Origin of the sequence: Ensifer sp. ENS03, assembly GCF_014852035.1 — a bacterium.
GTDB classification, from domain to species: domain Bacteria; phylum Pseudomonadota; class Alphaproteobacteria; order Rhizobiales; family Rhizobiaceae; genus Ensifer; species Ensifer adhaerens.
Map to the genome: position 1 here is coordinate 174,449 of NZ_JACVAV010000005.1, position 26,567 is coordinate 201,015.

Here is a 26,567-nt window from a genome sequence, read left to right on the forward strand (position 1 = left end):
CTGAGACCGATAAGGCAATGATAGCCTCTTCAAAGCCAAATGCCCCGGCATTGCTGCCGGGGCATTCGTCAGATTGTCGTCGGGCCTTCCCTATTCGGCCGGGTGCGGCGCCGGCTCGCTCACCGCCGCCTTGCGTCGCCGGAACGACCGGAGCGCGACGTAGAACACCGGCGTCAGGAACAGGCCGAGGAACGTTACCCCGAGCATGCCCGAAAACACCGCCGTGCCGAGCGACTGGCGCATTTCGGCACCCGGGCCGGTCGCGATCATCAGCGGCACCACGCCGAGGATGAAGGCAAAGGCGGTCATCAGGATCGGACGCAGGCGAAGCTGGCTCGCCTCCACCGCCGCCTCGATCGGCGTCTTGCCCTCGTCTTCGCCCTGCCGCGCGAACTCGACGATCAGGATCGCGTTCTTGGCTGCAAGACCGATCAGAACGATGAGCCCGATCTGGGTCAGCACGTTGTTGTCGAGCCCACGGATGAACACGCCGACCAATGCGGCCAGCACGCCGAGCGGCACGATCAGGATGATCGCCAGCGGCAGAACCCAGCTTTCGTACTGGGCCGACAGCGCCAGGAACACGAAGACGACCGACAGTGCGAAGATGAACACCGCGGTGTTGCCTGTCTGGCGCTCCTGGTAGGCGAGTTCCGTCCACTCGAAGGTCGTGCCTTGCGGCAGGATCTGGGCGGCGAGCGCCTCCATCTTGTCGAGAGCCGTACCGGTCGAGACACCGACCGCAGGGTTACCCTGGATCGGCACCGAGACGTACATGTTGTAGCGCTGCACCAGCGTCGGACCGGCCGTATCCTGGATCTCGACGAGCGTACCCATCGGCACCAGCGCACCGGTCGCCGAGCGCACCTTCAGCGCCAGGATGTTGTCGCGCTCGACGCGGTACTGCTGGTCGGCCTGCGCCCGCACCTGGTAGACGCGGCCGAAGGCGTTGAAGTCGTTGACGTAGGACGTACCGAGGTTGATCGACAGCGCCTCGAAGATGTTGGGGATCGGCACGTTGAGTGTGCGCGCCTTGTCGCGGTCGATCGCCAGGAAGTATTGCGGACTGGAGGCCGAGAAGGTGGTGAAGACCCCGGTCAACCCTTCCGTCTGGTTGGCAGCGCCCATCATCTGGTAGGCAAGCCCGAGCGCGCGGCGCATGTCGGAGCTCTGTCGGTCCATGATTTGCATCTTGAAGCCGCCGGAGTTGCCGATGCCGCGCACGGAGGGCGGCGGCACGGCGATGATGAAGGCTTCCTGGATGCTCTGCAGGCTGCCATAGAGCTGGCCGATGATCTGGTTGGCCCCCTGCCCGTTCTTCAGCCGCTCTTCGAAGCTTTCGAAGGAGGCGAAGACCACGCCCGAATTGGACGCGTTGGTAAAGGTCGCACCGTTGAAGCCGGCAAAGGCAACAGCACTTTTCACGCCCGGCACGTCCTGGATGATCTTCGAGGCCCGCTTGACGACGGCGTCCGTCCGGTCGAGCGAAGCGCCGTCCGGCAGCTGGATGACGACGATCGCATAGCCCTGGTCCATGGTCGGCACGAAGCCGCGCGGCACGATCTGCGCCATGTACCAGGTGGCCCCCAGCAGCCCGACGAAGACGAGAAGGGCCGCGGCCAGCGCCACCTTCGTCGAGACGAGCTTGCGCACGACCCATGCATAGCCCGACGCCATCCGGTCGAAACCATTGTTGAAGCCGTTCGCCAAGGCCTTGCCGAAGCGCGTCAGCGGATTGCGGCTTTCATGATGGCCGTTCTCGTGCGGCTTCAACAGGATAGCCGCCAGCGCCGGTGACAGTGTCAGCGAGTTGAAGGCGGAAATCACCGTTGCGACCGAGATCGTCACGGCGAACTGCAGGTAGAACTGGCCGGCGATGCCGGGGATGAAAGCCGTCGGCACGAACACCGCGGTCAACACCAGCGAGATCGCGATGACGGCCGCCCCCACCTCGTCCATGGTCACATGCGACGCCTCGCGCGGGGTCATCCCTCGCGCGAGATTTCGCTCGACATTCTCGACCACCACGATCGCATCGTCGACGACGATACCGATCGCCAGCACCAGGCCGAACAGCGTCAGCATGTTCAGCGAGAAACCGAAGGCATAGAGGAAGGCGAAGGTGCCGACGAGTGACACGGGGATGGCGACGATCGGGATGATCGCTGTGCGCCACGATTGCAGGAAGACGAGAACGACGATGGCAACGAGAATGGCCGCCTCGGCGATCGTCTTGTAGACCTCGTTGATCGATTCCGAGATGAACTCTGTCGGGTTGTAGACGATGCGGTATTCGAGCCCGTCGGGGAAGTCCTTGGAAACGTCGGTCATCACCTTCTGGATCTGCTCGGCGGCGTCGAGCGCATTGGTGCCCGGCCGCGAGAAGATGCCGAGCGCCACCGCCGGGCTGCCGTCGAGATAGCTGTTGTTGACGTATTCGCGAGCACCGAGTTCGACACGCGCGACGTCCTGCAGCTGCACGAGGCGACCGCTTTCCGTCGCCTTGACGATGACATAGCGGAACTGCCGCGCGTCGCTGAAGCGGCCGTCCGTCGTGACCGTGTATTGGAACGCGCTGTCGCCCGGCGCCGGCGGACCACCGATCGAACCGCCGGAGACCTGCACGTTCTGCTCGCGCAAAGCCTGCACCACGTCACCGGCCGTCATACCATAGGCCGACAGCTTCTCCGGATCGAGCCAGACACGCAGCGCATATTCGCGCTCGCCGAACAGGATGACGTCGCCGACGCCATCGAGCCGGACGAGCAGGTCGCGAATGCGGGTGCGCGCATAGTTCGAGACGTAGAGCTGGTCATAGCGTTCGGTCGGCGACAGGAGATGCACGACCATCATCAGGTCGGGCGAACTCTTGGCCGTGGTGATGCCGATCCGCCGGACTTCTTCCGGCAGCCGGGGCTCCGCGATCGACACGCGGTTCTGTACCAGCACTTGTGCCTGGTCGAGGTCGGTGCCGAGCTTGAAGGTGATCGTCAGCGCCATCGAGCCGTCGGCGGTCGAATAGGAGGACATATAGAGCATGTTCTCGACGCCGTTGATTTCCTGTTCGAGCGGCGTCGCGACGGTGTTGGCAACGGTATCGGCGTCAGCACCCGGATAGGCGGCGCGAACGACGATGGTCGGCGGGGCGATTTCCGGGTACTGCGCCACGGGAAGCTGAAAATAGGCGATACTGCCGACGATCAGCAGCACGATCGACAGCACCGACGCGAAGATCGGCCGGTCGACGAAGAAGTGAGCAAACCTCATTGCGCCGCCCCCGCTGCTTGCGCTTCGGGGGGAAGCTGCACCGTCTCGGGCTTCACCTTGGTGCCGGGCCGCGCCCGCATCAGACCGTTGACGACAATGGTCTCGTCGCCGGTCATGCCGGAGCGGATGACGCGGTAGCCATGCAGCTTCGGGCCGAGACGCACGGGCTTGGTCACCACCGTTCCATCCCCGGTCACCTCATAGACGATGCGCTCGTTCTGGTCGGCGCCGATCGCTTCGTCCGGAATGAGGACGGCCTTGTAGGTGTTCGAGCCTTCGATCTGCACACGGCCGAAGAGACCGGGCTGCAGCACGAGGCTCGGGTTATCGAGACGGGCGCGCACGCGCATTGTGCCGCTCTGCGGATCCACGCGGTTTTCGGCGAAGTCGAGCTTGCCCTTGAACGGCTCCTCTTGCGAGTCGGCGATGGTGACCAGCACTTCGAGCGAGCCGCCGCCTTCCTGCAGCGCGCTGCCGCGCTCGCGCGCGACCCGTGCATAGGAAAGCAGCCGCCGTTCGTCGACGTCGAAGTAGAAATCGATCGGGTCGAGCGACACGATCGTCGTCAGCACCGTCTGGTCAGCCTGGACGAGGTTGCCCGTCGACAGCAGGCGCCGGTCGACGCGGCCGCTGAGCGGCGCGGTGATGGTGGTGTAGTCGAGGTCGAGCTTGGCACGCTCGACCGCCGCTTCCGCGCCGCGCACCAGCGCCTGCGCCGACAGGAGTTCGCGGCGGTGATCGTCGAGCGTCGAGACCGAAAGCGTGCCGGTGCCCGTCAGCGATTGCGTCCGCTTGAACTGGGCCTCGGCGAATTCCAGAGACGAGCGCGCCGATTCCAGCGTCGATTCGGCCTGGGAGAGAGCCGTACGATAGGGCCGCTGGTCGATGACGAAGAGCTTGTCGCCCTTCTTCACCAGGGCGCCATCGGTGAAATTGACCTCGTCGAGATAGCCGCCGATGCGGGCGCGAACCTGCACCTCGTCGACGGGCTCGAAACGGCCGATGAACTCGTCGCTGTCGATGACGTCCCGCACGACCGGCTTGGCGACGGTCACCACGGGCAGTTGCGCGTCCTGCGCCTGGGCACCGATTGCGGATAGAAGGGAAAGAGAAGCGCCGACGATCATCGGCAAATGCCACTGAGACAACATGCATGCCCTCCGAATGCACTTGGATCACGAGGGGCAGCCAATCGACCAGACCACCGCGATCGCTTTGAATATTTCAGAGCGGGGCCTGTGCGCAAAACAGCCGCATTACCCGTCCCGCTCCGCACAAATCCTCGGATCGGCAGCGATCCGAGAGGCAAAGTCACACAAGCAATCAAATGATACAGCGGCCTTGCGCCCTTCGGCCCGCGAACGCTGTCAGGTCAAATTCGCTGGGCAGCGAGCAATTGCCCGTGGCGCAGCGACAACAGCACATGCCCGCAATCCAGGACTGCGCACACCATTCATTCTGCAAAAACCCACGAATACATCACGCCCCGGCCCGGCGTGATTTCGCGATAACCTGCCATCATTTGATGGGGTTGTCACCTTGAAAAAAATCAATTCCAATAAGGCGATACGGGACAACCAAAGGTGCCCGCGCGCAGCTTCGCGCTGCGTTCAGAATGCCGCCTGACCGGCCTTAAGACCAGAAATCCGGGATCGTTTCCGCCAGTCTCGGCCCCAGTCGCAGCGGCGCGATCTTCTCGGCAAGCCCGGTGCGATCGGAGATCTCGACCCCGAGACCGCAGATGGTGGCCGGACCCGAGGCCGCCTCGAAGCGCCCCTTCGGCATCTTCGAGATGAAGCGGTTGAGCGGCTCCTCCTTGTCCATGCCGAGCGAGGAATCGTAGTCGCCGCACATGCCGGCATCGCTCATATAGGCGGTGCCGCCGTTGAGGATCTGGTGGTCGGCGGTCGGCACGTGCGTATGCGTTCCGACGACGAGGCTGGCGCGACCGTCGACGAAATGGCCGAAGCACTGCTTCTCGCTGGTCGCCTCCGCATGGAAGTCGAACACGATCGCATCCGCCTGCTCGCCGAGCGGGCAGGCATCGAGGATGGCCTCGGCCGACTTGAAGGGGTCGTCGAGTTCGGGATGCATGAAGACGCGGCCCATGACGTTGGCGACCAGCACGCGCGCGCCATTGCGGGCAAAGAACAGGTTGGATCCGCGGCCGGGCGTGCCGGCCGGATAGTTGGCCGGGCGCAGGAACTGGTCGTGCCGCTCGCAGAAGACCACCGCTTCCTTCTGGTCCCAGACGTGGTTGCCGGTGGTCACCACGTCGGCGCCGGCGTTGATCGTCTCGAGGAAGATGTCTTCGGTAATACCGAAGCCGCCCGCGGCGTTCTCGCCGTTGACGATGACGAAATCGAGCTTAAGGTCGCCGATCAGTCCCGGAAGCCGCTCCCAGACCGCCGTGCGGCCCGTCTTGCCCACCATATCTCCCAGAAACAGAAGCCTCATGCTCGCTCAAATCCCACCAGGGCAGTTCCGGCGGAAGCGCGTCAGCGGTTGTGGCGGCCGGACCTGCGTAAAACAAAGAGGTAGAGCGTCTACACGATCCTGGGCCGACAGGAAACGCCCAAGATCGATTCCGCGTGGGATCGCGAACCAATCTTCCGCCTCGGCCCGCGCGATTTCAAAGCGCCGGGCCGTCGCTCAGCTTCGTCAATGACCTAGAAATGCCGGAATCCGCTCTCGGTGAGAACGGCATCCAGCGCCACATCGTGCGGTTCGGCCGGCACGGCAGCCACCTCCTGGCAGTCGAACGCGATGCCGATCAGTTTCGGCAGATGCCCCTTGTTGCGCAACCGGTCGATGGCCCGGTCGTAATAACCGGCACCGTAGCCGATCCGGTGACCGGTCGCGTCAAAGGCAGAAAGCGGCACGAGCATGATATCCGGGTCGAGCACCGGAGCATCCGGGCCAGGCCCCGTCGTGCCGAAGCCGGTTGAGATGATGTCGACGCCATCGAGAAGTTCGCGAAAGACGATCGTCTTCTTGTCCATGATCACAGGCAGGCAGAGCCGGGCGCCGCGACTCTTCAGCCGCGCCATCAGCGGCCGGATATCGACCTCGGAGCGGATGGGCCAGAAGCCGGAAACGATGTGGCCCGGATCGAGCGCAATGACGTCGCCGGCATGGTCGGCCATGGTCAGGCTCGCCTCGATCCGTATCTCCGCGGGCATCGCATCGCGCAATGCCAGCCGCTCGTTGCGCAGCGCCGCCTTCAGGTCTTTCGGTGACATCGTGCCCTCTCCTGCCTCATGCCATCGTCGCGGACGAATTCTCCTCCCGAAATGGCACAACCCGTCACTTTCTCGCCGATTCCCGGCTCAATCACCAGCCTATGTACCCGATGTCGCCCGTGCACATTCACCCGCATCGCCGCTTTTGCCGCGGTTTGCGACAGCACTGCCAGCGCCTTCCCGGTTCGGCACAGCATTAGCGTTCCGTTCATCATGGACGACGGTTCCGCTTTCGCGCATTGGCGAGCGCATGCAAATAAAGACGCGATTTCAAATAATTAGCAGGAACTAATGCCCGTGTTCGATGTATGGACGCGCTCCTGCAGGCAGCAGTGGAAAAGCCGACGTCCATGAAGGACCAGATGAAAGAACTCGAACCGTTGGAACTGCGTTGCCTGACGCTTGCAGCCCGCGGCCGCACGCGCCAGGACATGATGCGCGAAACCGACATTCCGCTCGACCGGATCGACCGCGCGCTGGAAGACGCCATGCGCAAGTTGCAGGCCGGCAATCTGGCCGAAGCCGTCTTTCGTGCCGCAAGGCTCGATCTCATCTCGTAAGGATTGGCGCGGGGACGGCCTAGAGCATCCAGTGCGACCGATAGACCGCCTGCCCCAAGATCCGCTCCCGCTGCCGAAGGTCAGGGTCGCCTGCCGAGATCCCGACGTCGCGCAGCAGCAACGGCTTGTCTGCCGGCACCTCGACGGGCGCCTCGACAAACAGCAAATCGACAGTCCATTGCCTTGCCCTGCGTCGGGCGGTAACGAACGTTTCGGAAAAGGCGAGAACGGCAAGCACGCTCATGGCAAGGACTCGGGCGCAAGATGATCTGACGGGACGATCTTCGTCCTCGCATTGACATCTGACAAACGAATTGCAAGCATAACTGTCATCAGAAAATCTGATGGTTGAAGCCATGCCCCTTCCCCTCGATAGCGATCTGCTCAGAACCTTTCTCGCGGTTGTCGATACCAGCAGCGTCACGCGCGCCGCAGACATCGTCGGGCGCACCCAGTCGGCCGTCAGCATGCAGATCAGGAAGCTCGAGGATGTGCTCGGCGACGCCCTGTTCGAGCGCCATTCGCGCGGTGTGGTGCTGACGCCGCAGGGACTGCGGCTCGTCGACAATGCCAGGCGCATCGTTACCCTGCTTGACGACACGGCCGCCGCGCTCCGCCAACCCGCGCTCGACGGCGCGGTCCGGATCGGATTGCCGGAGGAATACATCAACTCGACCTTGCCGAAGGCGCTCGGCAGTTTCGCCGCCATCCACCCGGGCGTCGAAGTGACCGTGCAGCAGGGCGCGTCGATGACCAATGTCGCAGCGCTGGAAGCTGGCGAGATCGACCTTGCCGTCGTCTTCGAGCCCGGCGGAAAGACGAGGAACGAGGTGCTAATGATGGATCCGACCGTCTGGGTGACGTCGGAGCAGCACCGGACCGACGAGCGCCGCCCGGTACCGATCGCGACCTATACCTATCTCGAAGGCGGTTGGTGCGACGACCTCGCCCAGCGCAACTTGAGGAAATGCCGCATCGACAACCGCGTCGCCTATGTCAGCCGCACCAGCGGCGGCCTGATGGCGGCGGTGGTATCCGGCCTCGCCATCGCGCCGCTTGCCCGCAGCAGCATTCCGGCCGGCTGCCGCGAACTGACCGCCGATGACGGCTACACCGTCATCGATCACTCGAATGTCGTGCTGCGGATTTCAAAGGCCGGAAACGGCAAGGACCGGATCGTCGAGGCCATGGCCGACGCCATCCGCCGGGCCTTTGCCGGGGAGTGAATGAGCAACGGAAAGAGGGAGAAGTGCGATCCACACAACCGATGGATATTTTACGATCCCGGGTGCCTACAAAGTAGGTGGGCGCCATGTGTCCGAACCCACGGGTCCGGACAGGGACAGCTCCCTTAGGATCGAGTATGGCCCCGGGGATTGTGGTTCCTGTCGGGGAGCGCAGACCGCATTCGATATATAAAGTGTCTCGGTGCTTCGCGCCAGTGGCTCGCCGACGAAACCTTGTCAGCTCGACGGCGTCGTGGGGCGGCCGTTCAGCTTGGCGGCGATACCGTGGATCTGCTGGGTCACTTCGCTGAGCGCCGAGGCCAGCGCCTCCTCGTTCTTCAGCTGATCCGAAAGCGCGGCGTCGCGCCCGTTGGTCAGGTTGCCGACCTCGGCTTCGAGGTTCTTCAGCCGGCGATTGACCTCGCTGAGCTCGTCCATGACCATGATGCCGGCCATGACGGTCAGGCGCAGATCGCCGATCTCGCCAAACTGGGTCTTGAGGTGTCCGACATACTGATCGAAATTGGTGGCAAGCTCGATCAGATGATCTTCCTGCCCTTCCTCGCAGGCCATGCGATAGGCCTTGCCATCGATCGAAACTGTCACCTGCGCCATGTCGCTTGTTCCTAGCGGTCGAGCACCGCCCGAATGGTTTCCATCGCCGTCACGAGGCGACGGGAAACCTCACGGTTGACCTCCTCGAGCCGGTTTGCCCGGAACTGCGACTGATCGAGTTCCTGCGCCAGCCGCGACCGGTCGGTGTTGACGCGTCGCACCTCGCCCTCGAACTCGCTGAAGTCCCGCTCCCTGTCAAACCGACCGTCGATCGCATTCTCCAGGGATTGCACTGCGTTTCGCAGTTCGTCGATCGCCGCTTTGACAGTCTTTGCCGGCATGTGTTCCGAATACCTCGCCCATGAGGCCGAATCGCCCGAATCCCGTCCGCCGCTTCGGCTCGATCTTTTTTAAACCTATTACGTAAGTCTCAACAATGCCAAGTACAGCAAACAACAGCGGAAGCTGTGGATGGATTGCGTAGCCGGCTTTCTTCAACGGCAGTGCAGCAGGCTTATTGCATTGCGGAACAAGCACTCGGGCAGGGACCGAAGCAAGCTGCCGTCAAATGGCCGCGGAAGCCCCGTATTTATTGACTCGCACGGCGCACCTGCTATGTGTCAGCCGCTTCTTGCGCGGTCTTTGGAGGATAGAGACCGTTCCCTGACCACCGAACGCAAACGGAACAGTCATGATCTCTCGCGAAAAACACGACCGGATGGCAAATGCGATCCGTTTCCTCTCCATGGATGCCGTCGAGAAGGCAAATTCCGGCCACCCTGGCCTGCCCATGGGTGCAGCCGACATAGCGACAGTCCTCTTCACGCGCTATCTGAGCTTTGACCCCAAGAACCCCTCCTGGCCGAACCGCGACCGCTTCGTGCTGTCGGCCGGCCACGGCTCGATGCTGCTCTATTCGCTGCTCTATTTGACGGGCTACGAAGACATCTCCATCGACGAGATCAAGAACTTCCGCCAGCTTGGCGCCCGCACCGCCGGCCACCCGGAATACGGCCACGCCGCCGGCATCGAGACGACCACCGGTCCGCTCGGCCAGGGCATTGCCAATGCCGTCGGCATGGCGATCGCCGAGCGCAAGCTGCGCGACGAATTCGGCTCCGACCTGATGGAGCACTATACCTACGTGCTCGCCGGTGACGGCTGCCTCATGGAAGGCATCAGCCAGGAAGCGATTTCGCTCGCCGGCCACCTGAAGCTCAACAAGCTGATCGTCTTCTGGGACGACAACAACATCTCGATCGACGGCCCGATCTCGATCGCCGACTCGACCGACCAGCACGCCCGCTTCCGCGCCAGCAACTGGAACACCATTGCCGTCGACGGCCATGATCCGGAAGCGATCGCCGCTGCGATCGACCAGGCTCAGAAGTCCGACAAGCCGACGATGATCGCCTGCAAGACGACGATCGGTTTCGGCGCACCGAACAAGGCCGGCACCCACAAGGTTCACGGCTCGCCGCTCGGCGCCGAGGAAATCGCCGCCACCCGCAAGGCACTCGGCTGGGAAGCCGAAGCTTTCGTCGTTCCTTCGGACGTTCTCGACGCCTGGCGTCTGGCCGGCCTGCGCTCGACCAAGGCGCGCAAGGAGTGGGAAGACCGTCTTGAAAAGAGCGAGGCCGAGAAGAAGGCCCAGTTCGTTCGCCGCTTCTCCGGCGAGCTCGAAGGCCGTCTGTCCTCCGCCATCGACGACTACAAGAAGAAGCTCGCCGAAACCAAGCCGTCGCCGGCAACCCGCAAGGCTTCCGAAGACGCGCTCGAGGTCATCAACGGCGTTCTGGCCGAAACCATCGGCGGCTCGGCCGACCTGACCGGCTCGAACAACACCAAGACGAGCCAGACCAAGTCGATCACCCCTGACGACTTCTCCGGCCGCTACATCCATTGGGGTGTTCGCGAGCACGGCATGGCCGCTGCCATGAACGGCATGGCGCTGCATGGCGGCGTCATCCCCTATTCCGGCGGCTTCCTGATCTTCTCGGACTATTGCCGTCCGTCGATCCGCCTTGCCGCTCTGATGGGCATCCGCGTCATCCACGTGCTGACGCACGATTCCATCGGCCTTGGCGAAGACGGCCCGACGCACCAGCCTGTCGAGCATATGGCAGCGCTGCGCGCCATCCCGAACCTCCTGATGTTCCGTCCGGCCGACGCCACGGAAACGGCCGAGTGCTGGCAGCTGGCGCTCGAAAGCCACAACCGTCCGTCCGGCATCGCGCTGACGCGCCAGAACCTGATGGCCGTTCGCACCGAGTATGAGGAAGAAAACCTCTGCGCCCGCGGCGCCTATGACCTGATCTCGGCCGCCGACGCCAAGGTCACGATCTTCGCCACTGGCTCGGAAGTCGAAATCGCCGTCAAGGCCTGCCAGACGCTGACCGCCAAGGGCATCTCGACCCGTGTCGTCTCCGTTCCCTGCTTCGAGCTTTTCGCCGAGCAGAGCGAAGACTACCAGCAGGCGATCATCGGCAACTCGCCGGTCAAGATCGCCGTCGAAGCCGGCATCCGTCAGGGCTGGGATCACTTCATCGGCAGCGATGGCACCTTCATCGGCATGTCGAGCTTCGGCGCTTCCGGCCCCTACAAGGAGCTTTACAAGCACTTCGGCATCACGCCCGAGGCGGTGGTCGCCGCCGCGGAAACGAAGCTCGCCTGATCAATCTGCGGGGCGCGCCGAAAGGTGCGCCCCGCTTTTTTTCGTACCACGTCAGTCAGACAGGGAGAGACCCATGACAGTGAAAGTCGCCATCAACGGTTTTGGCCGCATCGGCCGCAACGTGCTCCGCGCGATCGTCGAATCCGGCCGCACCGACATCGAAGTCGTTGCGATCAACGACCTTGGCCCCGTTGAGACCAACGCTCACCTGCTGCGCTATGACTCGATCCACGGTCGCTTCCCGGCCGAGGTCAAGGTCGAAGGCGACACGATCACCATCAACGGCGGCAAGCCGATCAAGGTGACCGCGATCAAGGATCCGGCAACGCTGCCGCACAAGGAACTCGGCATCGACATCGCGATGGAGTGCACCGGCATCTTCACCGCCCGCGACAAGGCTGCAGCCCACCTCACCGCCGGCGCCAACCGCGTCATCGTCTCGGCTCCGGCCGACGGCGCCGACCTGACGGTCGTCTACGGCGTCAACCACGACCAGCTGACCAAGGACCACCTGGTCATCTCCAACGCATCCTGCACGACGAACTGCCTGGTTCCGGTCGTCAAGGTCCTGAACGATACCATCGGCATCAACCACGGCTTCATGACCACGATCCACTCCTACACCAACGACCAGCCGTCGCTCGACCAGATGCACAAGGATCTGTACCGCGCCCGCGCTGCCGCTCTGTCGATGATCCCGACCTCGACCGGTGCCGCCAAGGCCGTTGGCCTGGTTCTGCCGGAACTGAAGGGCAAGCTCGACGGCACGTCGATCCGCGTCCCGACCCCGAACGTCTCCGTCGTCGACTTCAAGTTCGTCGCCAAGCGCAACACCTCGGTCGAGGAAATCACCAACGCCATCAAGGCCGCCTCCAATGGCGCGCTCAAGGGCGTTCTGGGCTACACGGAAGAGCCGCTCGTTTCGCGCGACTTCAACCATGACAGCCACTCCTCGATCTTCGCGATCGACCAGACCAAGGTCGTCGAAGGCAACTTCGTGCGTATCCTCACCTGGTACGACAACGAGTGGGGCTTCTCGAACCGCATGGCCGACACGGCGGTCGCGTTCGCCAAGCTCATCTAAGACAGATGTTTCGCGCCCTCTCCTCAACGACGGTCCGCTGGCGTCCGCTGGAAGGGGAAGGGCTCGAACACCTGACGCTGACAAAAATCGACACCACCGACGGCGCGGTCATCCGCGCCGTCGGCGTTCTGATCGGCAGCCGCGGCGGCACGCCCTATGGCGCGCGCTACCGGATCGACTGCGACGACAGCTGGCACGTTCGCAAATTGATGGTCGACACCACCGATGGCCGCAGCCTGCATCTGCGCTCGGACGTTCCGGGCGAATGGGCGACGGCACGCGGCACGCCCCTCCCCGAATTCGACGGCTGTATCGATATCGACCTCGCGGGAACGCCCTTCACCAACACGCTGCCGATCCGCCGCCTCGGCCTTGTGAGCCAGTCCGGCACCGCCAGACTGAAGATGCTCTACGTGCCGTTCGACACGTTTCAGCCTGTTGTGGACGGCCAGCACTACACCTGCCTCGATGATTTCAGGCTCTATCGCTACGAGGCCGAGGACCGCAGTTTTGCCGCGGAACTGCCCGTAGACGAGGACGGCCTCGTCATCGACTACCCCACCCTTTTCCAAAGACTATCACCGGAGACTATCTGATGACTTTCAAGACCCTCGACGATCTGACCGACATCGCCGGCAAGCGCGTTCTGGTGCGCGTCGATCTCAACGTGCCGGTCAAGGACGGCGTGGTCACCGACGCGACCCGCATCGAGCGCGTCGCGCCGACCATCCGCGAATTGTCCGAGAAGGGCGCCAAGGTCATCCTGCTCGCCCATTTCGGCCGTCCGAAGGGTGAGCCGGTCGCCGACATGTCGCTGAAGACGATCGCTCCTGCCGTCGAGGACGTGCTCGACCAGCGCGTTCATTTCGGCGCCGACTGCATCGGCGACAAGGCCAAGAACGCGATCGCCGAAATGAGCGACGGCGACGTGCTGCTCTTGGAAAACACCCGCTTCCACAAGGGCGAGGAAAAGAACGAGGCCGAATTCGTCAAGGCGCTCGCCGCCAATGGCGACATCTACGTCAACGACGCCTTCTCGGCCGCCCACCGCGCCCATGCTTCGACGGAAGGTCTTGCCCATCACCTGCCGGCCTATGCCGGCCGCACCATGCAGGCCGAACTCGAAGCGCTCGAAAAGGGTCTCGGCCAGCCGAAGCGCCCGGTCGTCGCCATCGTCGGCGGCGCCAAGGTCTCGACCAAGATCGACCTGTTGCAGAACCTCGTGACCAAGGTCAATGCGCTCGTCATCGGCGGCGGCATGGCCAACACCTTCATCGCTGCCAAGGGCATCAATGTCGGCAAGTCGCTGTGCGAGCATGACCTCGCCGACACCGCCAAGGCGATCATCGCCGCTGCCGACAAGGCCGGCTGCGCCATCGTGCTGCCGGAAGACGGCGTGATCGCCCGTGAGTTCAAGGCCGGCGCCGACAACGAAGTCGTCGACATCAACGCCATTCCCGCCGATGCCATGGTTCTCGACGTCGGCCCGAAGTCGATCGCGGCCGTCAATGACTGGATCTCCAAGGCCGAAACGCTGGTCTGGAACGGTCCGCTCGGCGCCTTCGAAATCGCGCCTTTCGACAAGGCCACCGTTGCCGTTGCCAAGCATGCGGCTGCCCGCACCCGTCAGGGTTCGCTGGTCTCGGTTGCCGGCGGTGGTGATACCGTCGCGGCGCTGAACCATGCCGAAGTCGCCGACGATTTCAGCTACGTCTCGACCGCCGGCGGCGCATTCCTGGAGTGGATGGAAGGCAAGCCGCTTCCGGGCGTCGACATCCTGAAGCAGAAGTAAGTCATACAACCGGCGCGTGGGAAGCACTCTCACGCGCCGGCCATCAAGAAAAAACCTCATTTATTCAAACGATTAAAAAATTTTAAATCGTTTCAGTCGATTTTCCCGCCATTTTCCTGGACAATTTCACCTGTTACTCGCGCTCCTGTTGGGAGCGTGGCGGTTGCCCCGTGCACCGTCGGCCCTGCAACTGTTTCAGTGTTCGCCTGATCCTGATGATCGGCGCTGTCTAGGGAGAGAAAAAGCATGACGGAAAAACTGGAAGACATCGCCGTCGCCATGGTCGCCAATGGCCGCGGACTGCTTGCCGCTGACGAGTCCACGGCAACGATCAAGAAGCGCTTCGATACGATCGGTCTCGAATCCACCGAAACCTCCAGGCGCGATTACCGCGAGATGCTGCTGCGCGCCGAAAAGGCGATGCGCAAATACATCTCCGGCGTCATCCTCTACGAGGAAACCCTGTTCCAGCATGCGGTCGACGGCACCCAGCTCGTCGACATCATCCGGGCGGCCGGCTCGATCCCCGGCATCAAGGTCGATGCGGGCGCCAAGCCGATGACGAACTTCCCGGCCGAGACAATCACCGAAGGCCTCGACGGCCTTGCCCAGCGGTTGGCGAGATATCACGAGGCCGGCGCACGCTTTGCCAAGTGGCGCGGCGTGATCTCCATCTCCGATACGCTGCCCACCGCCGGTGCGGTTCGCGCCAATGCCCATGCGCTCGCCCGCTACGCCGCCCTGTGCCAGGACGCCGGCATCGTCCCGATCGTCGAGCCGGAAGTGCTGATGGACGGCGCGCCGGGCGATCACTCGATCGATCGCTCCGAACAGGTGACCGAGTGGACGCTGCGGACAACCTTCGAAGAATTGGCGGCCATGCGCGTCAAGCTCGAAGGCATGATCCTGAAACCGAGCATGGTGATCGACGGCAAGAAGGCCCGCAATGCCTCCGTCGCCGAAGTGGCCGAGCGCACCATCCGGGTGCTGAAGCGCACGGTGCCTTCGGCGGTACCGGGCATCGCCTTCCTCTCGGGCGGCCAGTCGACCGAGGAAGCGACCGCCCACCTCTCGGCAATGAATGCCAGCCACGACCTGCCCTGGAAGCTCACCTTCTCCTATGGCCGCGCGCTGCAGCAGGAGGCGCTCAATGCTTGGCACGGCAAGGCCGACAACATCGGCGCCGGCCAGCGCGCCTTCTCGCATCGCGCCGAGATGTGCAGCCTTGCCGCCAGGGGTACGTGGAAGAAGGAACTCGAGAAGGCTGCCTAAGCCAGGTCTACCGGATGAGAAGGGGCCGTCCGCCGGCCCTTTTTTTTGCCAAAGGGTTGGCGCGCCTGCGAGGTGACGGCTTCGTCGGCGTCGGGGAACTTGTCACCCGGACAAGTTCGCGTCTTTGTGCGGTGTGTCGGCTGCCTTAAGCCTTGGCTTCAGAGCCGACACGATGAGCGCCAACGGCGCCCAACCAGCGAAAGCCAGGACCATGACCTCTGACACCGCGCCGAAATCCGTTGCCTATGTCACCGTCGACGTCTTCACCGACGAGCGCTTCGCCGGCAACCAGTTGGCTGTCATGTCCGACGCCCGCGGCTTGAGCGATCGTCAGATGCAGGCGATCGCGACCGAATTCGGCTATTCCGAAGTCACCTTCGTTTTGCCGCCGCGCGACCCCGCCAACACGGCGGAAGTCCGGATCTTCACGCCGACGACGGAGATCCCCTTTGCCGGTCATCCCAATGTCGGCACGGCCTTCGTGCTCGGCGGGCAAAAGGAAATCTTCGGCCGCGCGCCCGGTGAAATCCTGCGGTTCGAGGAAAAGGCCGGCCTTGTCGAGGCCACATTGCTGCGGGAAGGCGGTGTAGTGGTGGGCGCCACCATCGTCGTACCGCGCAGCCTGACCGTCGGCCCCGAAATCGACGCCGACACCATCGCCGCCTGCGCGTCGCTCGCGCCTGAAGCCGTCAGCAGACGCGTGCATGCGCCGACCCGGCTTTCCGTCGGGCTGCCCTTCGCCGTCGCCGAAATCAAGGATGTCGCGACGCTGTCGTCCGCCCAACCCAATGTCACCGCCTTCCAGGCGGCCAACGCGCGCTACAAACCCGAGGAAGACAGTTTCAGCCTGTTCCTCTACGCTCGCTCGGCAGAGGCGCCATGGCAGATCCGGGCACGCATGTTCGCGCCGCTCGACAATGTCAACGAGGACCCGGCAACCGGCAGCGCCTCGGCAGCACTTTCCGCCCATCTCGTCTCGCTCATCCAGGAGCAGGATATCGATGTCGAGATCATCATCGAGCAGGGTGTGGAGATGGGGCGCCGCAGCCTCATCGGCGCGCATGTCCGAAAGCAGGGTGGTGTCGTTCGCAAGGTCAGCCTTTCCGGCCAGTGCGTCAGCGCCATGCGCGGGCTGATCGACCTCTAGAGCGTCCTTCCTCGCCCTCAGGCGCGGTCGCGCTCCGGCAGAAGCTTCAAGATATCGGCAAACATATCCTGCCATTCGGCGTTGTCCATCTCGAGGAAGCCGAAGCCGCGCAGCAGGAAGACGCCTTCGGTCGCGAGAAACACCATTCGCGCCCTGCGCCCCTCCTCCGTCGAGAGGTCGAGACCATCGAGGCGGGCGCGGTACCAGGCGCGGTTCTTCGCCATGTGCTCTTCCCGCTGCAGCAGCGCCGCCATCATGCCGGATGTGCGGGCATTGTCGGCCGTGTTCATCCGGGCGGTCACCGATGCATGGGCACGCATCGCCTTGATCGGATCAGGATCGTCGCCACCCTCCGCCGCTACCGCGGTATCGAACTCGTCGAACCAACGCTGCATCATCGCGTCGATCAGGCCGTCCTTGTTGCCGAAGCAATATTGCACGCCGCCCTTGGTGATGCCGGAAGCCTTGGCGACGGCATCGATCGTCAGGCCGGCCGCGCCGACGGAATTCACCACCGCCTCCGCCGCGTCCAGAACCTTGTCCCGATCGATTGTTCGTCGCCGTCCCATCTTGACTTCCTATTTCAAATCCATACGTACGTATTCAAATAACCAACGCCCCTGATTTAAACAAGGCCCAGCCCCCATTTCCCAGTGGCGGCCACCGAGGTGTACCATGCTTCCGCAAAATCGCTGGCTCATTCTGGCCATAGTATCGAGCGCGCTCTTTCTGATCGTCGTCGACATGACGGTGCTCTATACCGCCCTGCCCCGCCTGACCCACGATCTCGGCGCCACCGCGTCGGAGAAGCTCTGGATCGTCAACGCCTATGCTCTCGTCGTCGCTGGTCTTCTACCCGGCCTCGGCACGCTCGGCGACCGGCTCGGCCACAAGAAGCCCTTCATCGTCGGCCTTGCCGTCTTCGGCATCGCCTCGCTGATCGCCGCCTATGCGCCGACACCGGCGATCCTGATCGGTGGTCGCGTCCTGCTCGCCGTCGGCGCTGCCCTCATGATGCCGGCGACGCTGTCGATCATCCGGCTCACTTTCACCGACGAACGCGAACGCGCGCTGGCGATCGGCGTTTGGGCAGCGATCGCTTCGGGCGGTGCCGCGATCGGCCCGGTGCTCGGCGGTTTCCTGCTCGAATACTTCTGGTGGGGCTCGGTCTTCCTCATCAACGTGCCGGTCGTCGCGATGGCCCTCGTGCTCGGCCTCGTCGTGCTGCCGAACAACGCCGGCAATCCGAAACACCCCTGGGACGCGATCGGTTCGCTGCAGATCATGGTCGGCCTCATCGGCCTTGCCTATGCCGTCAAGGAAACGAGCAAGCGCGAGCCGTCGCTGGAAGCGGGTCTCGCTGCCGCCGTGATCGGCGCTATCGCGCTCTTTCTCTTCGTGCGCCGCCAGCGCCGCAGCCCGCATCCGCTGATCGACTTCAGCCTCTTCCGCAATGCGGTGTTTTCCTCCGGCGTTGCCGCAGCGCTCGTGGCATCCGCCTCGATCGTCGGCATCGAACTGGTGCTGAGCCAGCAGCTGCAGCTCGTCGAGGGCTTTTCGCCGCTCGAGGCGGGTGTCTTCATTCTGCCGATCCCGCTTGCGGCTTTCGTCGCCGGCCCGCTGACCGGCACCCTGCTGCCGCGCCTGGGCGCCGAAGTGGTGCTGCGCTCGGGCCTCATCCTGGCGGCTCTCGGTCTTGGCGGCTATCTGCTCGTCCATGAAACCGGCGCGCTCGCCCAGATCGTCACCCTCGTCGTCCTCGGCCTCGGCATCGGTGCCTCCATGACCGCCGCCTCCAGCGCCATCATGTTCAACGCCCCGCCGGAACGGGCCGGCATGGCAGCATCGATCGAGGAGGTCTCGTTCGAGCTTGGCGGTGCGATCGGCATTGCCGTGCTTGGCACAGTCATGTCGGTCGTCTACACCGCCTTCCTCGTCCTGCCGGAGGGGGCTGCAATCCCGCCGATGGCGCGCGACAGCCTCGATGAAGCCCTGCTCCTCGCCGAGAAGCTGCCGGCGGATGTGGCGAGCGAACTGGTGAGCCGTGCCCGCCTCGCCTTCGAAGGAGCGTTTACCGCGGTCGTGATGGTGGCAACAGCAATGCTGTTCGTGACCGGGGCGGCCATTTGGTGGCTGACGGCCGGGCGCGTCAGCACCCCTCAGGGATCCCGCCAGGCGGGCCACCACTAACAGCAAGCTTCGAGCCGCCGGATGGAAACGACTGTCCGGCGGTCAGCGCAATCCGGCTTCGCATTTCGCGATCGCCTCGACCATCGCCTGGAAGCGAACATGGTGGCGCACCGCGTCGAGGTCGGAATCCTGCTTGAACCAGAGCAGTTGGTAGCAGGAGCTCTGCGGCAGCAAGGTTTCGAGAAGATCGAGGGCCGCGTCGATATCGCCAAGGATGCAGAAGACGCAGGCCGTGTTGTAGCGGGCGACCACGTCATCGGGATCGATTGCCAGCGCCCGCGCTGCCCATTCGCGCGCACGGTCGGCCTCGCCCATATGGGCAAGCGCCAGCGCGCCGCGGTGGGCCGGGCCCGAGTTTTCCGGGTTGAGCTCCAGCGCCCGCTCCGCCCGAGCGATGCCGATGCGCGCCCACTGCTTGCGTTCAGTATCCCGGCCGAGCGTGCGATAGGCGCTCATCAGGTGGATCGGTGACAGGTAGTCGTCCGGCCGGATATCGGCGGCACGCTTGAAGAACTGAATCGCCATTTCGAACGCGCCCTGCATGAACAGGAAGCGGCCATAGTGGAAATTCGCCTCGTAGAGCCCGGCATCCAGCGCCAGCGCCTGCTCGAAGGCGGCGACGGCTTCGTCGCATTGGCCGTCCTGGTGCAGCACGAGACCGCGAGACGCATGGGCCTCCGCGAGGTCTGGGTCGAGCGCCAGCGCCTTGTCGGTCATGGACAGGATGCCTTGCAGCGGAAATTCATCCTCGTGCCAGTCGCGAAGCGCCGACTCGCAGTCGGCAATGCCGGCATAGGCGCGGGCAAAATCCGGATCGAGCTCCACCGCCTTCATGAACATGCGCCGCGCGAGCAGGAGATAGGAGCGCGTCCAGGCGTGGGAAAACTGCCGGCCACGCAGATAGTAGGTATAGGCCTCGACGCTTGTCGTCGGGTCGCTTTCGATCGCCCGCCTCTCCGCCGGCAGCAGCTTGATCTTCAACTGGTCGACGATCGCATGGGTGATTTCGTCCTGGATCGCGAAGATATCAGTCAGGTCCCGGTCGTAGCGGTCGGCCCAGAGATGCGTGCCGGTCAGCGCATCGATCAACTGGCCGGTGATGCGCACCCGCGCGCCCGCCTTGCGCACGCTCCCCTCGAGGATGTAGCGGACGCCCAATTCCTGGGCCACCTGCTTCACCTTCACCGACCGACCCTTGTAGGTGAACACGGTGTTGCGGGCGACGACGTGCAGCTTCGAGATCTTCGAAAGATCGGTGATGATGTCTTCGGTGATGCCGTCGGAGAAGTATTCCTGCTCCGGATCGTGGCTCATATTGGTGAAGGGAAGCACGCCGACCGAGAGCCCGTAGCCATCGTCGAGCACCACCGGGCACGATCCGTTCGGTGCCGACGCGACCTTCGTCGGGGCGCCGAGCGCCACCGAATAGACGTGAACGCCGGCGGCGATGTTCTTCAGCGTGTGTTCGCCCTTGTCGACGAAGCCGACATCCAGGCGCGACCCTACATGATCGCGCACGGAAGCCGAGACGGCGATGCCCGACGGCTCTGCGAGGCCTTCGAGACGCGCCGCGACATTGACGCCGTCCCCGAAGATGTCGCCATCCTCGACGATGATGTCGCCGAGGTGCACGCCGATCCTGAGCTCGATGCGCTTCAGCGGCGACACGCTTTCGTTGCGCAGCAGCATGCCGCGCTGGATATCGACGGCGCAGGCGACCGCGTGCACGACGCTTGCGAACTCGACCAGGATGCCGTCGCCGGTGAGCTTGACGATGCGTCCCTTGTGACGGGTGATCTTCGGATCGACGAGTTCGCTCTTGTGCCGTTTCATGGCGGCCAGCGTGCCGGTTTCGTCAGCGCCGATCAGGCGACTGTACCCCACGACATCGGCAGCGAGAATGGCAGCAAGCCGGCGTTCCAAGAAACCCTCGAAGTCATCTCCCGAATGAGGTTCGCACTTTAGCGCTTTCTTTCCCATCTGTCCTGCGCCCTTTTCTGGTTGAAACGACAGGTTTCGCAACCAAGGTAGCGGCGAGCCGGAGGCGATGGAGTTCCAAAGGTAACGGGGAGTTGCGGCGGGGCGGCCGGGTCAGGGACGGATCAACACCGTCACCATCATCATCACGATGGCGAAGACCGCGACCTTCCAGAAATCGCGACGGCGGCGCAGCCCCGGAATGCCGATCGGCCAGAGGAGCTGAATGGCCATGATCAGAAGCAGAAAAAGGGCGATCGCCTTCTGCATGTTGCCCTCGTCTACCGGGAGGCTGCCTCAACCGGTGAAGCGTTCGTAACACCGGCACTCTTCGTCGCACGCAGCACCGCCTCCCCCGAGGACTAGCGATACGTTGCGCTTGGCAAAAAGGGCTAGTGTTTCCGCGGGCGATTTGCAATGACCGGCCGCCGCATGTTGCGTCATTCGTCTCCCATCGAAGGACAAAACCTGCGGCAATGCCAGACGCTGCAATCAGAAACCGGCTGGCAATTCACCAGGCACCGCCCTAACTTGCTGACGGCAGAACGAATTTCGGATGAATGATGAGAAAGAACCTGCTCCCGGTCGCCGCCCTCCTGCTCGGCACGCTGTTTCTCTTTCTGGGCAATGGTCTGCAGGGGCTTCTTCTTCCCGTGCGCGGCACCGCTGAAGGTTATCCCACCACCATCCTCGGGCTGATCGGCACATCCTGGGCTGCTGGCTTCGTTCTCGGCTGCTTCTTTGCGCCCACGGTCGTCAAGCGCATCGGCCACGTGCGCGCCTTCAGCGTCTTTGCCTCGCTCATCGCCATCGTCGCGCTAATGACCGGCATCCTGATCGATCCGACCTGGTGGCTGATCCTCAGGGCGCTGACAGGCTTCTCCACTGCCGGCACCTCGATGATCATCGAAAGCTGGCTGAACGAGCGCGCCACCAACGAGAGCCGCGGCGTCATCTTCTCGCTCTATATTGCCATCACGCTCTTCGGCGTCGTCGGCGGCCAGATGATGATCCCCTTCGGCGATACCTCCACCACCATCTTATTCATGATCTGCGGCATCCTCTACTGCGTCGCCATGCTGCCGACGCTTCTGTCCACGGCTGCCTCGCCGCAACCGCTGAAGAAGGTGAGCCTCGACCTGCGCGGCCTTTACCGCAACTCGCCGGTTTCCTTCCTCGGCATCCTGCTCGTCGGTATTGCCAACGGCGCGTTCGGCACGCTCGGCGCCGTCTTTGGCCGCCAGGCGGGACTTTCCGACAGCACCGTCGCCGCCATGATGAGCGTGGCGATCTTTGCCGGCGCCGTCATGCAGTTGCCGGCCGGGCGGCTGTCCGACCGCATCGACCGGCGCTACGTCCTGGCAGCACTTGCCGGGGTCGGCGCTCTCGCAGGCTTGCTGATCTTCCTGGTCGAGCCGACCCAGGTCTGGATCGTGCTGACGCTGATTGCGATCTACGGTGCGGCGGCCAACGCGCTCTATCCGATCGCCGTGTCGCACGCCAACGACTTCGCGACGGCCGAGGACTTCGTCAAGGTCTCCGGCGGCCTGCTGCTGCTCTACGGCATCGGCACCATCATCGGGCCGACGATCGGCGGCCCGGTCATGACGGCGGCGGGCCCCTACGGCCTGTTCATGATCACCGCCTGCGCCCATATCCTGATCACCGCCTACGCCATCATCCGCAGCCGGATGCGCGCACCCGTGCCGGTATCCGACCGCGACGCCTTCTCGCCGGTCAACGCCGGCACGCCGACGACGCCGGAAAGCCTGCAGCTTTCGCCGCGCGCGGCCCCGTTTGACGAAACACGCAACGAGCCAGACAAAGGTCCGGAATGGGAGGATCAGTCCGATGAGCCTGTTTGACGACGATCGGCCGCAAAAGAAGGTGGCCCATGAAATTGGCAGCGATCTCGCGCTGCTGTCGGTTGACGAGTTGACGCAACGCATCACCCTTCTGACCGAGGAGATTGCACGGCTGGAGGCGGAGCGGACACGCAAGTCCGCCAGCCGCTCGGCCGCCGAGAACCTGTTTCGCTGATCCGGCGGCGTAAGGTCGCACCGCAGCAAAACGAAGCGCGTTTAACGCGGCATTAAGCATTATCTGCGATTGTCAGGGCATCCGGAGCTTTCCGGTTTCAGACAATTTCACCGACTGGCGAATGGGTCTGATTTTTCTCCCTGTTTTACCTTGAGAGCCGCTTTCCGCGGCTCTTTTTTTGTTTTGGCATAGGTTTATCCAAAGAACTGTGGAGATTAACCCTTTCTTAAGAATGCTCTTGCGCGAAATGCGCTATCGGATCATTCTTCAAGCATAGAGACGGGCAAGGATTTATTTCCCAAAACCGTACCCTACCTGACTGTCGTGATGCGTTTGAACCAGGGAAAAACAGGTCATGTCCGAGAGAGGATTGAATACGGTCAGTTTCGCAGGACACGCGGCGTCCTCGGCACAATTCAAGACCCTCTATTCGGAAGGCATGGGACTGGTCGAGGAAACGGCCACCTATCTCGACGGACCCGGCCGCGCCGCTTCCAAGGTCCTGCCGCGCATGGCATCGGTTCTCTATGCAGCCGAATCCATGCGGCTCACCACCCGCCTGATGCAGATGGCTTCCTGGCTGCTCCTGCAGCGCGCCGTCAACAACGGCGAGATGAGCCGCGATCAGGTGATGTCGGAAAAGAGCAAGGTTCGCCTCGACAGCTTCAACGTCGACAAGGCGGCGCCCGGCTGGGCCGAACTGCCGGAATCCTTCCGCGACCTGATCGAGCGCTCGTTGCGCCTGCAGAACCGCGTCGCCCTGCTCGACCGCGAGATCTATCGCCCGAACGAAGCGGCCGCGATCGTCCCGGACAACCAGAACGGCGTCAAGGCGCAGATCAAGCTGCTGCAGACGGCCTTCGGAACCAACTGACGCCGCGCAGAAAATAGACCTGAGAAATCAAACCCGCCGCAACAGCATTTGCCGGCGGGTTTTTCGTTGCGACCGGCAGCACATGGCGGCGCTGGCGCGCCCTGGCCTCGACTGCGAAAACTCCTGGAGAAACCTCACCGAGGGCGCCTATCCGATCGACGCCACACAAGGGCATCTCGATCTCCTGACGGAAGAGGCGTTACCGCTTGCGAAAAGCGCCGGCTGGTCGGGTCAGGAACCGCGACATAACGCCGTCATCCTGCTCCCTGCCTGGCACAGCGACGGAGCGCCAGTGGCCACAGCGCGTCCATGGCACGGCGCCATGTCACCGCCTCGCCCGGCCTATCCCCCAGAACCAAGACAGAAAAAAGCCCGGGCCAAATGACCCGGGCTTTTTGAATCTGCCGAAGAGGCGCTCGATTAGAGGCCGAGGCCTTCGAAGCGCTTCTTGAACTTGGAGACGCGGCCGCCGCGGTCCATGAGCTGCTGGTTACCGCCGGTCCAGGCCGGGTGCGACTTGGGGTCGATTTCCAGGTTCATGGTGGCGCCTTCAGAACCCCAGGTCGAGCGGGTTTCGTATTCGGTGCCGTCGGTCATGACTACCTTGATGACGTGGTAATCGGGATGGATGTCTGCCTTCATAACGATCTTCCTAGAGTTCCAGGGTCCAATTGTCGCAAGGCATTGCGACTTCGAGACCGAACACGTAAATGAAGCCGCGCACCGGCTGAACGGCCACGGCTTCCCAATTCGATGCCGTGCCTATACATCAAGGTCTGCGCGATAACAAGTGCCGCACGGAAGACTCATGGGCAATCCCTTCCTCCGTGTCTGGCGAAAGGGGTCAAGTGTCGTCAAGAGAAAACCAGGCGCCTGCGCGCAAGTCCATCCGCCCGCTCGCCACGCTCCTCCCCTATCTCGCCCGCTACCGCCATCTGGTCGTCGGCGCCGGCATTTCGCTGATCCTCGCTGCCGTGACCACGCTGGCGCTGCCGCTCGCTGTTAGGCGGATGGTCGACAACGGTTTCTCCAGTCCCGACAGCGGCTTCATCAACACCTACTTCTCGATGCTGATGATGCTCGCCATCGTGCTCGCGCTGGCGAGTGCGGCGCGCTACTACTTCGTCATCACGCTCGGCGAGCGCATCGTTGCCGACTTGAGGCGCAATGTCTTCGATCGCGTCACCCGCCTTTCCGCCTCCTTCTTCGACGTCAACCAGTCCGGCGAGATCGTCTCGCGGCTGACCGCCGACACCACGCAGGTAAAATCCGCGGTCGGCGCCACCGCCTCGGTCGCGCTGCGCAACCTGATCCTGTGTCTCGGCGCCATCGGCATGATGGTCTATACCAGCCCCAAGCTGTCGAGCTTGGTACTGATCGCCATTCCGATCATCGTCTTCCCGCTCGTCGGCTTCGGCCGTTCCGTCCGCCGCCGCTCGCGCCAGGCGCAGGACACGCTCGCTGCCGCCTCGGCCTATGCCGGCGAGGCGATTGCCGCATCGCGCACAGTCCAGGCCTTTAACGGCGAAGGGCTTGCCAACAGCCACTTCGGAGCCGCCGTCGAGGATGCCTATGGCGCCGCGCGCGCCGCGATCAAGGCGCGCTCGGTGCTGACCGCTTTCGCCATCACCATGGTGTTCGGCAGCGTCGTCGCCGTGCTCTGGTTCGGCGCGCACGACGTGCTGTCAGGCAATCTCTCCGCCGGCACGCTCAGCCAGTTCCTGCTCTACTCGGTCTTTGCCGCGGGCAGCCTCGGTTCGCTCTCGGAAGTCTGGGGCGAGCTTTCGCAGGCAGCGGGTGCTGCCGAGCGGCTGAACGAGCTTCTTACCGAAATCCCCGAGATCCAGGCGCCGGAAAATCCGGTCGCCATGCCGATCCCGGCGACCGGCGCCATCGCCTTCGACGACGTTCATTTCGCCTACCCGTCGCGACCCGACTACAAGAGCCTCAACGGCCTCAGCTTCAACATCGCGCCCGGCGAGACCGTTGCGATCGTCGGACCGTCCGGCGCCGGCAAGAGCACTGTGTTCTCCATGCTGCTTCGCTTCTACGACCCTGCCAAGGGCGCAGTGCGCGTTGATGGCGTCGACATTCGCACCGTCGATCCGAAGGATCTGCGCGACCGCATTGCGATCGTGCCGCAGGATGTGACGATGTTCGCCTCGTCCGTGCATGACAACATCGCCTTCGGCATGCCGAATGCCAGCCGCGAGGCGGTGCGTGCCGCCGCCGTCGCCGCGCAGGCGGACGAGTTCATCAACAGGCTCGACAAGGGTTACGACACCTATGTCGGCGAACGTGGCGTTACACTTTCCGGCGGCCAGCGCCAGCGCATCGCCATCGCCCGCGCCATCCTCAAGAACGCGCCGGTGCTGCTTCTCGACGAAGCAACCTCGGCCCTCGACGCCGAGAGCGAGACGCTGGTCCAGAAGGCGCTCGACGGCCTGCTGCACGAGCGCTCGACCATCATCATCGCCCATCGGCTGGCGACCGTGCTGAAGGCCGATCGTATCCTGGTGCTGGACCATGGCCGCATCGTCGAGGAAGGAACCCACGCCTCCCTCATCCGTCAAGGCGGACTCTACGCCAAGCTTGCGCGGCTGCAGTTCAACCATGGCGCAGAGGCCCTGTTCGTCAACGTGCAGAGCTAAACGCACCGCACGGCGC

The 26,567-nt window shown here is 63.5% G+C and carries 24 protein-coding genes and 1 other RNA gene; 13 read left to right on the plus strand and 12 right to left on the minus strand.

The genetic code is table 11. The features are described from left to right. Window positions 1-90: 90 nt before the first annotated feature. The 4 genes from IB263_RS19300 to IB263_RS19315 all read right to left on the minus strand — a co-directional run bounded on the left by IB263_RS19300 (window position 91) and on the right by IB263_RS19315 (window position 6,509). Complete coding sequence (locus tag IB263_RS19300) at window positions 91-3,267, minus strand: efflux RND transporter permease subunit (RefSeq protein ID WP_060581110.1); 3,177 nt, start codon at window positions 3,265-3,267, stop codon at window positions 91-93. After that, on the minus strand, window positions 3,264-4,418 hold the full coding sequence (locus tag IB263_RS19305; RefSeq protein WP_034806198.1) for an efflux RND transporter periplasmic adaptor subunit: 1,155 nt from the start codon (window positions 4,416-4,418) through the stop codon (window positions 3,264-3,266). Before IB263_RS19305 ends, IB263_RS19300 begins: the two co-directional genes overlap by 4 nt. A gap of 481 nt (window positions 4,419-4,899) precedes the next feature. Beyond that, window positions 4,900-5,724 carry a YmdB family metallophosphoesterase gene (locus IB263_RS19310; protein WP_034806196.1) on the minus strand — a complete coding sequence of 275 codons (825 nt, stop codon included), beginning with the start codon at window positions 5,722-5,724 and terminating at the stop codon, window positions 4,900-4,902. Window positions 5,725-5,936: 212 nt separating this feature from the next. Continuing rightward, window positions 5,937-6,509, minus strand: a complete 573-nt coding sequence (locus IB263_RS19315) for a 5-formyltetrahydrofolate cyclo-ligase (RefSeq protein ID WP_034806194.1) — start codon at window positions 6,507-6,509, stop codon at window positions 5,937-5,939. 350 nt (window positions 6,510-6,859) lie between these two features. Between IB263_RS19315 and IB263_RS19320 the strand changes: the two genes are divergently transcribed. Further along, window positions 6,860-7,069, plus strand: coding sequence for a hypothetical protein (locus tag IB263_RS19320; RefSeq protein WP_034806648.1), 210 nt, complete (start codon window positions 6,860-6,862; stop codon window positions 7,067-7,069). 19 nt (window positions 7,070-7,088) lie between these two features. On the opposite strand, the gene IB263_RS19325 is transcribed toward IB263_RS19320, so the two are convergent. Beyond that, window positions 7,089-7,313 carry a hypothetical protein gene (locus tag IB263_RS19325; RefSeq protein WP_034806191.1) on the minus strand — a complete coding sequence of 75 codons (225 nt, stop codon included), beginning with the start codon at window positions 7,311-7,313 and terminating at the stop codon, window positions 7,089-7,091. 100 nt (window positions 7,314-7,413) lie between these two features. On the opposite strand from IB263_RS19325, the gene IB263_RS19330 reads away from it, so the two are divergent. Continuing rightward, the gene (locus IB263_RS19330; RefSeq protein WP_234798711.1) at window positions 7,414-8,295 is read left to right on the plus strand and encodes a LysR family transcriptional regulator; all 882 of its coding nucleotides are present in this window, start codon (window positions 7,414-7,416) and stop codon (window positions 8,293-8,295) included. Window positions 8,296-8,318: 23 nt separating this feature from the next. Here IB263_RS19330 and ssrS read toward each other — a convergent pair. The 3 genes from ssrS to IB263_RS19345 all read right to left on the minus strand — a co-directional run bounded on the left by ssrS (window position 8,319) and on the right by IB263_RS19345 (window position 9,191). Beyond that, window positions 8,319-8,476, minus strand: a non-coding RNA gene (gene ssrS, locus IB263_RS19335) — 6S RNA. A 56-nt stretch (window positions 8,477-8,532) separates the two neighbouring features. Next, the gene (locus IB263_RS19340) at window positions 8,533-8,910 is read right to left on the minus strand and encodes a cell division protein ZapA (RefSeq protein ID WP_034806187.1); all 378 of its coding nucleotides are present in this window, start codon (window positions 8,908-8,910) and stop codon (window positions 8,533-8,535) included. Window positions 8,911-8,921: 11 nt separating this feature from the next. Continuing rightward, on the minus strand, window positions 8,922-9,191 hold the full coding sequence (locus IB263_RS19345; protein WP_034806184.1) for a DUF4164 domain-containing protein: 270 nt from the start codon (window positions 9,189-9,191) through the stop codon (window positions 8,922-8,924). Between the two features lie 350 nt (window positions 9,192-9,541). On the opposite strand from IB263_RS19345, the gene tkt reads away from it, so the two are divergent. The 6 genes from tkt (at window position 9,542) to IB263_RS19375 (ending at window position 16,819) form a co-directional block, all read left to right on the plus strand. Beyond that, on the plus strand, window positions 9,542-11,524 hold the full coding sequence (gene tkt / locus IB263_RS19350; protein ID WP_060605920.1) for a transketolase: 1,983 nt from the start codon (window positions 9,542-9,544) through the stop codon (window positions 11,522-11,524). Between the two features lie 73 nt (window positions 11,525-11,597). Beyond that, on the plus strand, window positions 11,598-12,608 hold the full coding sequence (gene gap / locus IB263_RS19355) for a type I glyceraldehyde-3-phosphate dehydrogenase (protein ID WP_192438875.1): 1,011 nt from the start codon (window positions 11,598-11,600) through the stop codon (window positions 12,606-12,608). A gap of 5 nt (window positions 12,609-12,613) precedes the next feature. Beyond that, on the plus strand, window positions 12,614-13,204 hold the full coding sequence (locus IB263_RS19360) for a putative glycolipid-binding domain-containing protein (RefSeq protein ID WP_060605923.1): 591 nt from the start codon (window positions 12,614-12,616) through the stop codon (window positions 13,202-13,204). Continuing rightward, on the plus strand, window positions 13,204-14,400 hold the full coding sequence (pgk, locus tag IB263_RS19365; protein WP_192438876.1) for a phosphoglycerate kinase: 1,197 nt from the start codon (window positions 13,204-13,206) through the stop codon (window positions 14,398-14,400). Before IB263_RS19360 ends, pgk begins: the two co-directional genes overlap by 1 nt. Before the next feature lie 246 nt (window positions 14,401-14,646). Further along, window positions 14,647-15,672 (plus strand): class I fructose-bisphosphate aldolase, encoded by a 1,026-nt coding sequence (locus IB263_RS19370; RefSeq protein WP_192438877.1) that lies wholly within the window; start codon window positions 14,647-14,649, stop codon window positions 15,670-15,672. A 211-nt stretch (window positions 15,673-15,883) separates the two neighbouring features. Then, complete coding sequence (locus IB263_RS19375; RefSeq protein ID WP_192438878.1) at window positions 15,884-16,819, plus strand: PhzF family phenazine biosynthesis protein; 936 nt, start codon at window positions 15,884-15,886, stop codon at window positions 16,817-16,819. Window positions 16,820-16,836: 17 nt separating this feature from the next. Here IB263_RS19375 and IB263_RS19380 read toward each other — a convergent pair whose 3' ends face one another. Then, window positions 16,837-17,388, minus strand: a complete 552-nt coding sequence (locus IB263_RS19380; protein WP_192438879.1) for a TetR/AcrR family transcriptional regulator — start codon at window positions 17,386-17,388, stop codon at window positions 16,837-16,839. 106 nt (window positions 17,389-17,494) lie between these two features. Between IB263_RS19380 and IB263_RS19385 the strand changes: the two genes are divergently transcribed. Then, entirely contained in the window at window positions 17,495-19,009 is a 1,515-nt protein-coding gene (locus tag IB263_RS19385; protein ID WP_192438880.1) for an MFS transporter, read from the plus strand. Window positions 19,010-19,051: 42 nt separating this feature from the next. Here IB263_RS19385 and IB263_RS19390 read toward each other — a convergent pair whose 3' ends face one another. Both IB263_RS19390 and IB263_RS19395 read right to left on the minus strand, forming a co-directional pair. Then, entirely contained in the window at window positions 19,052-20,932 is a 1,881-nt protein-coding gene (locus IB263_RS19390; RefSeq protein WP_034806145.1) for a tetratricopeptide repeat protein, read from the minus strand. Window positions 20,933-21,100: 168 nt separating this feature from the next. After that, window positions 21,101-21,256 (minus strand): hypothetical protein, encoded by a 156-nt coding sequence (locus IB263_RS19395; RefSeq protein ID WP_180316428.1) that lies wholly within the window; start codon window positions 21,254-21,256, stop codon window positions 21,101-21,103. A 293-nt stretch (window positions 21,257-21,549) separates the two neighbouring features. On the opposite strand from IB263_RS19395, the gene IB263_RS19400 reads away from it, so the two are divergent. The 3 genes from IB263_RS19400 (at window position 21,550) to IB263_RS19410 (ending at window position 23,900) form a co-directional block, all read left to right on the plus strand. Continuing rightward, complete coding sequence (locus tag IB263_RS19400) at window positions 21,550-22,851, plus strand: MFS transporter (protein WP_192438881.1); 1,302 nt, start codon at window positions 21,550-21,552, stop codon at window positions 22,849-22,851. Next, complete coding sequence (locus IB263_RS19405) at window positions 22,838-23,026, plus strand: DUF1192 domain-containing protein (RefSeq protein ID WP_034806142.1); 189 nt, start codon at window positions 22,838-22,840, stop codon at window positions 23,024-23,026. Before IB263_RS19400 ends, IB263_RS19405 begins: the two co-directional genes overlap by 14 nt. A 355-nt stretch (window positions 23,027-23,381) precedes the next feature. Beyond that, on the plus strand, window positions 23,382-23,900 hold the full coding sequence (locus IB263_RS19410; protein WP_034806141.1) for a DUF1465 family protein: 519 nt from the start codon (window positions 23,382-23,384) through the stop codon (window positions 23,898-23,900). A 420-nt stretch (window positions 23,901-24,320) separates the two neighbouring features. Here IB263_RS19410 and rpmE read toward each other — a convergent pair whose 3' ends face one another. Next, window positions 24,321-24,542, minus strand: a complete 222-nt coding sequence (rpmE, locus tag IB263_RS19415) for a 50S ribosomal protein L31 (RefSeq protein ID WP_034806140.1) — start codon at window positions 24,540-24,542, stop codon at window positions 24,321-24,323. Between the two features lie 206 nt (window positions 24,543-24,748). Here rpmE and IB263_RS19420 point away from each other — a divergent pair, with 206 nt between their 5' ends. Next, on the plus strand, window positions 24,749-26,551 hold the full coding sequence (locus IB263_RS19420) for an ABC transporter transmembrane domain-containing protein (RefSeq protein ID WP_060605943.1): 1,803 nt from the start codon (window positions 24,749-24,751) through the stop codon (window positions 26,549-26,551). Window positions 26,552-26,567 lie beyond the last annotated feature (16 nt).